Annotated in this window: 6 protein-coding genes; 1 reads left to right on the top strand and 5 read right to left on the bottom strand. The window is 71.1% G+C overall.

The genetic code is table 11. From position 1 onward, the window contains the following. Positions 1-537: 537 nt before the first annotated feature. The 5 genes from GRI72_RS03780 to GRI72_RS03760 all read right to left on the bottom strand — a co-directional run bounded on the left by GRI72_RS03780 (position 538) and on the right by GRI72_RS03760 (position 6,280). A complete protein-coding gene (locus GRI72_RS03780; RefSeq protein WP_160732567.1) occupies positions 538-1,923 on the bottom strand; it encodes a methyltransferase family protein in 1,386 nt (461 codons plus the stop codon). An 85-nt stretch (positions 1,924-2,008) separates the two neighbouring features. Beyond that, the gene (locus GRI72_RS03775; RefSeq protein WP_160732566.1) at positions 2,009-3,355 is read right to left on the bottom strand and encodes an outer membrane protein assembly factor BamB family protein; all 1,347 of its coding nucleotides are present in this window, start codon (positions 3,353-3,355) and stop codon (positions 2,009-2,011) included. A 19-nt stretch (positions 3,356-3,374) separates the two neighbouring features. Next, a complete protein-coding gene (locus tag GRI72_RS03770; RefSeq protein ID WP_160732565.1) occupies positions 3,375-4,142 on the bottom strand; it encodes a tetratricopeptide repeat protein in 768 nt (255 codons plus the stop codon). Positions 4,143-4,268: 126 nt separating this feature from the next. Further along, complete coding sequence (locus GRI72_RS03765; protein WP_160732564.1) at positions 4,269-5,423, bottom strand: glycosyltransferase family 4 protein; 1,155 nt, start codon at positions 5,421-5,423, stop codon at positions 4,269-4,271. Continuing rightward, a complete protein-coding gene (locus GRI72_RS03760; RefSeq protein ID WP_160732563.1) occupies positions 5,420-6,280 on the bottom strand; it encodes an alpha/beta fold hydrolase in 861 nt (286 codons plus the stop codon). Before GRI72_RS03760 ends, GRI72_RS03765 begins: the two co-directional genes overlap by 4 nt. An 87-nt stretch (positions 6,281-6,367) precedes the next feature. On the opposite strand from GRI72_RS03760, the gene GRI72_RS03755 reads away from it, so the two are divergent. Next, a complete protein-coding gene (locus tag GRI72_RS03755) occupies positions 6,368-7,804 on the top strand; it encodes a protein adenylyltransferase SelO family protein (RefSeq protein ID WP_160732562.1) in 1,437 nt (478 codons plus the stop codon). The last annotated feature ends 105 nt before the right edge of the window (positions 7,805-7,909 follow it).

The raw sequence follows: 7,909 nt of genomic DNA, 5'->3' as shown, positions 1-7,909 counted from the left end.
CCTCGAAGGGCCGAGCGGGAGGTTGAAGGCAACCCCTCCCGCCACTCGCAAGGATGTTGCCAAGGCAACCCTGTGACGCCCAGGTGGCAATCCTGTGATGCCCAGGCGGCACCGGCCGGTTCCGTCCGCTTGCCTTTCCTCCCGGCGTAACCGTCCGCACGCGCCAGCGGATGACCGGGCGTGGGCACCCTCCGCAGGGGAAGATACTCCACCCGTGAGTTCCTGCGAAAGCAGGAACCCAGACGCCACCACAGCGCCCGCCGTCCCTGGGCTCCTGCTTTCGCAGGAGCTCGCGTTGCGGGAAGGTGGAACGGGGTGCCGCGCTCCGCTATGCAACCCACGCCGAGTTCCTGCGAAAGCAGGAACCCAGAGGCAACCCCAGCGCCCGCCATCCTGGGCTCCTGCTTTCGCAGGAGCTCGCGTTGCGGAGAGCGTGCCTTCCCGCCGCCCCCACCCGTCATGCTGAACGTGTTTCAGCATCCATCGCGCCGCCCGGCACCGTCGGTGCGGGAGGAGGAATGGACCCCCGAACGACGTTCAGGGTGACGGCGTTTCGGCCGTCTGCGCTTCCCTCTGCCCCCGCGCCAGCATCGGGCCGCGCGGGCGCAGGTGGCGGCGGAGCGCGGTGAGGGGGCGGGTGACCAGCCCGTGGCGTTCCATCCAGGCGTGGTATTCGCGGTACTTCGCGTCTTCGCCCAGCAGGTGCGCTTCCTCCGTCTTCGCGCGCCAGAAATAGATCGCGCTGACGCAGGCGAGGAAGAAGGTGTTGCGGATCGCATCGACCGGCGAGCCGCTGGAAACGAGGAACGGCAGGGTCGCGCTCCACCAGAACAGGTTCTTCGACAGGTAGGCCGGGTGGCGGGTGAAGCGATAGGGGCCGTGGGTCAGCACGCCGCGATAGGTGAGGTTGGAAAAGCGCACTCCGAAGGCCACCGTCGCCCAGGCGTAGATCGCGGTCAGGAACACGAGCCAGCCGGCCCAGAGCCACATCAGCGCCGCGTTCCCGGCGAGCCAGTGCGCCCAGCCCGGCGTGTTCACCTCGTAGGCCAGCATCCCGTCGGCGCCCATGAAGGCATAGACCAGCGGCGGGTAACAGATCAGCGCTGCGACCCAGCCCGACAGCAGCGGGTTGCCGCTGCGGATATGGGCATCGAGCGGGCGCAGCGTGACGAGGTAACCGACCGTGCCGATCTGCACGTCGATCACGAACAGCAGTTCGATCAGCACGACGCTCGCCCGCACCGGGTCGGCCGCGAGTGCGGCCAGATCGGCCTCCACCACCGAGGCGAACCCGCCGGGCAGGATCGAGATCATGAAGGCGCCGAAGAACCCCTTGATGATCCAGGCGCGCCAGTGCTTCTTCACTTCTTCCGGGTCGAACGCCTCGCGCCCCAGCAGCATGGCGCCGAAGTGCCAAGCGTGGTCGCGCGGCTCGACCATTCGCCGGTCGAGCCAGAGGACATAGGGAACCGACAGCACGAACAGCGGGATCGCGGCGACGGCGATCACTTCCATCGCGAACAGGTACGATCCCTGCCAGTACCAGCGCGCGACGCAGTAGAGGAAACCGATGATCGCCCAGGTCGCCCAGAGCGCGCCGATCTTGACCACCGAGACCGGCAGGAGATCGGCCAGCGCGCGGCGGCGGCTCCAGTCGATGCCGGTGGTGGGATTGCGGTGGACCTTGTCCACCAGCAGCGACCAGGCCGCCATCGGCCCGGCGGAAAAGGCCAGCGCGGCGAGCGCGGCATAGGGCCCCGACAGCGGGGCGCGCGGCCCGGGCAGCGCGAAGGCCTGCGCGATATCCGGCCAGTTGCGGCAGATCGCGATCCAGGCGAGCAGGCCGAACAGCCCGGCCAGGCCCACGCCCGCCGAAACGTCGCTCGCCGGAAGGGCTTTCGCCGGGGGCTGGTGCGCGCTCATCTCGCCCCGCGCGATAGCGGCAAAGGGTTAAGGACGCGGTAAGGGTCGGCGGCGAAATGCGCGCCGCGCCCCCCCCGGCCCGCGCTCAGCGATAGGCGTGGATCGTGCCCGAATCGTCGAGCAGGTAGAGCGTCTGCTGCGCGACGACCGGCGGCAGCGAGACCGGCTCGTCGAGGTCGGTGAACAGGCTGGCCGAACCTTCGCCGGTGCTGATCCGGTAGACCTGCCCCCGGCTGCTCGCGACCCACAGGCTGTTGCCCGCCAGGACCGGCCCGGTCCAGAAGATCGCGCCCTCGCGGTCTTCCTCGTCGCGGTAGCGCTGGAGCTGCGTCATCCACCGCACCCGGCCCGATGCCCGCGCGATCGCCAGCATCCGCGCATCGTCGGTCAGCGCGAAGATCCATTCGCCGGCCACCGCGGGGGTGGAGATCCCGGCCACGTTCAGTTCCCAGATCCGCTGCCCGGTGACCAGCTCGTAGGCCGCCATGCGGCCGCCCTGGCCGAGCGCATAGACCTTGCCCGAATCGATGATCGGGTCCGCGTCGATATCGGTCAGCGATCCGACCTCGGTCGAGATCGAGGTCCGCGCCAGCGCATCGGACCAGACGACCAGCCCGTTCTCGTAACGGTAGGCGACCAGTTCGCCCGAGCTGTAGCCGGCGATCACCGTGCCTTGCCCCGCAGCCGGCGCCGCGACGCCGAAGACCCCGGCCTGCGCCTGCGAGCCCGATTCGTTCCACCGGGTCGCGCCGGTCGCGGTGTCGAGCGCGTGGATCTGGTTGTCCTGCGTCATGACATAGACCGAATTGAACGCGATCGTCGGCGATCCGCGCAGCGGCCCGGCGGGCTGGACCTTCCAGATCTCCGTGCCGCTCTGCGCGTCGAGCGCGGCGACTTCGCCCGCGCCGTTGGTCGCATAGACCCGGCCATTGTCGTAGGCCGCGCCCCCCCCGAAGGCGGAGCTGCGCACGTTGCCCGGCACTTCCATCCGGTGGCTCCAGCGCCGCGCGCCGCTCTGCGCGTCGAAGGCGTGGACCACGCCCTCGGTATCGACCGCGAAGACCATGCCGCCGCCGACCACCGGGGCCGCGGCGAGCCGCCGCCGCTCGGTCCCGCCGGCGATCTGCGCCGTCCAGGCCGGGGCCGGCGTGTCGGAAAGCGCCAGGTGGCCATAGGACTTGTCCGCCGTGCCGCCCGCCTGGGGCCAGGCCTCGTTGGCCCGCGCCGGGGGCAGGACGACCGAGATCCCGGCCAGCGCCGGATCGACTTTCGCCCCGCTCTCGATCCGCGAGAGGACCGGCTTGCGCTCGCCCAGCGTGGGCGTCGTCTTGGTGTCGCCGCCGCCGCCGAACACGCCGCAGGCGCCGAGCGTGGCGGCCAGCGCCGTCGCCGCGATGGCGCGCGTGAAATGGGAAATGCTGTTCGCTGTCATCGCCTCGAATCCTGACCTGTTACTGCGCCGGGCCCGCGCCGCCCTGGGGCGCGCGCATGTCCTCGAGCACGGCATCGACATCCTCGATCGCGTCGACGCCCAGCGCGCCCGCCATCTGCCGCGCGCGCGAGCGCAGGCCGTCGGGTTGCGTCTCGTCCTTCGCGATCGCCGCCAGCAGCGTACCCGCCTCGCGGTCCTTGCCCTGCTCGAGGTAGGCCATTGCGAGCAGTTCGCCCGCGCTGGCGAAGAACGGCTTGCCCGGCACGGCGAGCGGCTGGAGCCGTTCGACCGCCTCGGCCGGTTCGATCGTGTCGAATGTCGCCGCCACCTGCCGCACCGTCGCCATGTCGCGCAGCAATTGCGGCGCATCGGCATTGGCGGCAATCTCGCCATAGAGCGCGGCGGCATCCTCGGCCCGCCCCTGCTCCATCGCGACACCCGCTTCGACCAGCGCGGCCTGGATCGCCGCGCCGCCGCCTTCGCCCTCCAGCGGGGCGAGCGCTTCGACCGCGCCGTCGAGATTGCCGGCCTGCAACTGGTCGAGCGCGCCGACCAGCGTTTCGGAGCGCTGTTCCATCGCCGCTTCCTGCCGGCTGTCCCAATAGAGGTAGCCGGCGAAGGCGGCGAGGCCGAGCACCACCGCCGCGACCAGCGGCTTGCCGTACCGGCGCGCGAAATCCGAATACTGGTCCTGCCGCACGGCATCGTCGACTTCGCGCATCAGCACGTCTTCTTCGGCGGCGCGGCGGCGTTCGGGGCTTTGCTTGGAGGGGAGGTTCAGGGCCAAGTTGCGGCTCTTTCAAGTTTCCGTGACGTTCGGCGGGCGTGTTTAGCGGATGGGCGCATCAATTCAACTTGGAAACCGGCCTGTCCCCCGCCGCGTGAACCGCAGGTGAAGCCGGGCGCGGCCCGGTCAGCCGATCCCCTTGCCGCCGAGCGCCGAGGAATAGAGCCGGCGATAGGCCGCGATCATCGGCTTTTCGTCGAACGCCTCGCGCGCCTTGGCCCGGTTCGCTTCCCCCACTTCGCTGCGCAGCGCGGAATCGGCCGCGAGCTGCGCCAGCGCCCCGGAAAGCGCCGCCTCGTCGCCGGCGGGCGCGATCAGCGGCACGTTCGCCTCCGCGACCATCGCCGCGACATCGCCCACCGCCGGCGCGGCGACCGGCAGGCCGGCGGCCATCGCCTCGACCACCGAGATCGGGAACTGCTCGCTGTCCGAAGACAGCGCGAAGACATCGAACAGGCCGACGTAGCGCGCCGGGTCGGGCGCGAAGCCGGGCAGGTGGACCCTGTGGCCGATGTCCCACCGGTCCGCCTCCGCCCGGATCGCGTCGCGTTCCGGCCCCTCGCCGACGATGACCAGGTGCCAGTCTTGCGGAAGGGCGCGGAAAGCGCGCACCAGCCGGGGCAGGTTCTTGACCGGGCGCAGGCCGGCGAGCGTGCCGACCCAGCGTTCGCCCTTGCGCTTCACCACCCCGCGCAGCGCGTCGGGCCTGGGGCGCCTGGCGAAAGCGCGGGTGTCGATCCCGTTGGGAATGTGCCTGACCCGCCCGATCGGCTGTTCCCACACCTCCAGCGCAATCCGTTCGAGCGTCTCGGACGGCACGACCAGCCCGTTCGAACGGCCGAGCGCGATCTTGCGGAACCAGTTGCGAAGCGGTTTCAGCCGCTCGCGCTCGTCCTCGTTGAAGCCATCCTCGTGGTGGATCAGCGGGGGAAGCGCGAAGACGTCGCGGAACGCCGTGCGCGCGAGAACCGCGTTCATCGCGCCCCAGTTGTAGGTCAGGACGAGGTCGTAGCCCTGCATCGCCCGCGCCAGCCGCTGGAGGCGGCCCGGAGTGGGCTTGCCCTGGAGCGTGGGAAACTCGCGCGGGTAGCGCACGGGAACGTGGCGCGCGATGTGCTGCGCGGCCTCCATCCGCCCCGGCTCGCCCGATACTATCGCGTGTTCGGCCTTCGCCCCGAAGGCATTGATCAGCCGCACGGTGCGCAGTTCCTTGCCCCCGGCGGAAAAGGTCGAATGCAGGTGCAGGATGCGCGGCCTGTCGCCGCCCTTGCGCGCGCTCATGCCGCGCGGGCCAGCAGCCGGTCGATCGCGGCCAGCGCCTCCGGCTCGTCGAGCAGCGGGGCATGGCCGACGCCGGGCACGGTGACCAGTTCGGCATCGCCGTGGCGCGCGACCATCGCCTGCGCCGTGGCCTCGGAAAACAGGTCGGACAGCGCGCCGCGCACGACCAGCAGCGGCGCGGTGCGCAGCGCCTCGAACGCGGGCCAGAGATCGGGCGGCGCCCCGCCCTCCCCGCCCTGGAACGGTTCGGCGATGCCCATGTCGTAATCGAACGCGATCCGCCCGTTGGGCTGGACCGCCATGCCCCGCTTGGCCATCGCGATCCAGTCTTCGGTGGCGAAGCCGGGATGGGCCGCGCCGTGGACGTCCTCCAGCGCGCGGGCGGCATGCATCCAGGTCGGGAAATTGCGCGGCTGGCCCACGTATTCGCCGATCCGGGCGAGGCCGCCGGCCTCCACCTCGGGCCCGATGTCGTTCAGCACCGCGCCGGCGATCCGCCCCGGCCCGGCCGCGGCCAGCAGCATCGTCATCAGCCCGCCCAGCGACGTGCCGACCGCGACGAAGCGCCCGATCCCCTCCTGCGCCAGCAGCGCCTCGACGTCGGCGACGTAAGTGGCCGGGGTATAAGTCGCGGTATCGCGCGCATATTCGCTTTCGCCGCGGCCGCGCATCTCGGGCACGATCACGCGGCGCCCGCCGGCCAGGTGCTGCGCCAGGGCGGCGAAATCGCGCGCATTGCGGGTCAGCCCGTGCATGCACAGCACCGGCGCCCGGTCGGCCGGGCCGGCATAGTCGCGGAAATGCAGCTTCAGGCCGTCCGGGCTCTCCCAGAAGCGGTCGGTAAATCCAGTGCCCATCGGTTTTCGGGAGTTTCCTGTGTCCAAATCCTCGCATCGCCGGGCAGCCGCATTGCCAGCCCTGCCCGCGCACCCCACTATCGCCGCATGAGCCAGGAACCGCAAGCGTCGCCCTATCGCCCCGATCCCGCGATCGCCCCGCTGGCCGGCTGGCTGGGCGACGCGGTGGAGCCGGCGCGGTTCCCGCAGGCCACCGTGCGTTTCCGCAACCGCCGGTGGGATCGCGCGATCGGGCTCGACGACCTCGACGAGGCGGGCTGGATCGCCCGCTTCGCGCGCTTCGATCCGCTGCCCGGCAACCCGCCCCGCCCGCTCGCCCTGCGATACCACGGGCACCAGTTCCGGGTGTACAACCCCGAGATCGGCGACGGGCGCGGGTTCCTCTTCGCGCAAGTGCGCGACGGCGCGGGCAGGCTGCTGGACCTGGGGACGAAGGGTTCGGGGCAGACGCCCTACAGCCGCACCGCCGACGGGCGGCTGACGCTGAAGGGCGCGGTGCGCGAGATCCTGGCGACCGAGATGCTCGAAGCGCTCGGCGTCTATACCTCCAAGACGCTGTCGGTGATCGAGACGGGGGAGGAACTGGTCCGCCACGACGAGCCTTCCCCGGCGCGCTCGGCGGTCATGGTCCGGCTCAGCCACGGCCATGTCCGCATCGGCACGTTCCAGCGGCTGCTCGTGCTGGAGGAAGCGGGGCAGATGGCGCAGCTGGTCGATTACTGCCTCGCGCAGTTTCCCGGCCCGCCCCCGCCCGAAGAGGCGCCCGGGCGCGGGGAACCCGCGGTGATCCTGATGCACCAGGCGGTCGAGCGGATGGCCGATCTCGCCGCCGCGTGGATGGTCGCCGGTTTCGTCCACGGCGTGCTCAACACCGACAATATCAACATCACCGGGGAAAGCTTCGACTATGGCCCCTGGCGCTGGCTGCCGGCGTGGGACCCGGGCTTCACCGCGGCCTATTTCGACCAGGGCGGCCTCTATGCCTTCGGCCGCCAGCCCGAGGCGGTGAACTGGAACCTGGGGCAGCTGGCGGTCGCGCTGCGCCTGCTGGCAGAGGCCCCGCCGCTGATCGCCGCGCTCGACCGGTTCGGGCCGCTGTACATGGCGGCGGTGGGCCGGCGCTGGTGCTGGCGGCTGGGGGTGGAGCCGCGCGGGCCGGAGCGCGACGGACCGCTGGTCGCGGCGAGCGAGCAGGCCATGCGCGAAAGCGGCGAGCCGCCCGATCGCTTCTTCCACCGCCACCGCGGCGGGCGCGCGGCCGAAGGCGACCTGGCGCGCGCACTCGAAGGCTATCGCCCCGTCGCCGACACGCACCCCTACTGGGACGAGGACGCGCCGCAGGCGATGCCGATCGAGGAAGTCGAATCGATCTGGTCGGCGATCGAGCGCGACGACGACTGGGGCCCGCTCGAAGCCAAGGTGGAGGCGGTCCGCCGGATGGGCGCCGCCCACGGCCGCGCGCCGCGGCCGCAGGGCCATCGCCTGCCCGAAGGCGAGGCGGGCTGGCAGAAGATCGGCCTGTGACTATCGGCCTCTGACTACATCGGCCTGTGACTACATCGCCGTTTGCGACTAGAGGGCGGTTTGTGACAACGCGCCGCTTGTGGCATGGGCCGGCTGGCCGAAATT

This window comes from Pelagerythrobacter marinus, assembly GCF_009827515.1.
Lineage (GTDB): Bacteria > Pseudomonadota > Alphaproteobacteria > Sphingomonadales > Sphingomonadaceae > Pelagerythrobacter > Pelagerythrobacter marinus.
Note: the sequence above shows the minus strand (reverse complement) of the source record. Positions and strands in the feature narration are given on the sequence as shown.

What these genes read in the sequence shown, in the direction of transcription:
- GRI72_RS03780 (WP_160732567.1), bottom strand. Translation starts at nt 1,923, where the DNA reads ATGAGCGCGCACCAGCCCCCGGCGAAAGCCCTTCCGGCGAGCGACGTT.
- GRI72_RS03775 (WP_160732566.1), bottom strand. Translation starts at nt 3,355, where the DNA reads ATGACAGCGAACAGCATTTCCCATTTCACGCGCGCCATCGCGGCGACG.
- GRI72_RS03765 (WP_160732564.1), bottom strand. Translation starts at nt 5,423, where the DNA reads ATGAGCGCGCGCAAGGGCGGCGACAGGCCGCGCATCCTGCACCTGCAT.
- GRI72_RS03760 (WP_160732563.1), bottom strand. Translation starts at nt 6,280, where the DNA reads ATGGGCACTGGATTTACCGACCGCTTCTGGGAGAGCCCGGACGGCCTG.
- GRI72_RS03755 (WP_160732562.1), top strand. Translation starts at nt 6,368, where the DNA reads ATGAGCCAGGAACCGCAAGCGTCGCCCTATCGCCCCGATCCCGCGATC.